General features: G+C 51.5%; 1 rRNA gene. It reads left to right on the plus strand.

Features of this window, described 5'->3' with window-relative positions:
- A 23S ribosomal RNA gene (locus tag ACM6J5_RS18470) occupies nucleotides 1-928 on the plus strand; the annotation flags it as partial.

Genomic DNA, 928 nt, shown 5'->3' on the forward strand with positions numbered 1-928 from the left:
GGTGACTGCGTACCTTTTGTATAATGGGTCAGCGACTTATTTTCAGTGGCGAGCTTAACCGAATAGGGGAGGCGTAGCGAAAGCGAGTCTTAATAGGGCGTCTAGTCGCTGGGAATAGACCCGAAACCGGGCGATCTATCCATGGGCAGGTTGAAGGTTAGGTAACACTGACTGGAGGACCGAACCGACTACCGTTGAAAAGTTAGCGGATGACCTGTGGATCGGAGTGAAAGGCTAATCAAGCTCGGAGATAGCTGGTTCTCCTCGAAAGCTATTTAGGTAGCGCCTCATGTATCACTGTAGGGGGTAGAGCACTGTTTCGGCTAGGGGGTCATCCCGACTTACCAAACCGATGCAAACTCCGAATACCTACAAGTGCCGAGCATGGGAGACACACGGCGGGTGCTAACGTCCGTCGTGAAAAGGGAAACAACCCAGACCGTCAGCTAAGGTCCCAAAGTTATGGTTAAGTGGGAAACGATGTGGGAAGGCTTAGACAGCTAGGAGGTTGGCTTAGAAGCAGCCACCCTTTAAAGAAAGCGTAATAGCTCACTAGTCGAGTCGGCCTGCGCGGAAGATGTAACGGGGCTCAAACCATACACCGAAGCTACGGGTATCACTTAGGTGATGCGGTAGAGGAGCGTTCTGTAAGCCTGTGAAGGTGAGTTGAGAAGCTTGCTGGAGGTATCAGAAGTGCGAATGCTGACATGAGTAACGACAATGGGTGTGAAAAACACCCACGCCGAAAGACCAAGGTTTCCTGCGCAACGTTAATCGACGCAGGGTTAGTCGGTCCCTAAGGCGAGGCTGAAAAGCGTAGTCGATGGAAAACAGGTTAATATTCCTGTACTTCTGGTTATTGCGATGGAGGGACGGAGAAGGCTAGGCCAGCTTGGCGTTGGTTGTCCAAGTTTAAGGTGGTAGGCTG

The organism is Pseudomonas sp. IT-P74 (assembly GCF_949768175.1).
Taxonomy (GTDB): domain Bacteria; phylum Pseudomonadota; class Gammaproteobacteria; order Pseudomonadales; family Pseudomonadaceae; genus Aquipseudomonas.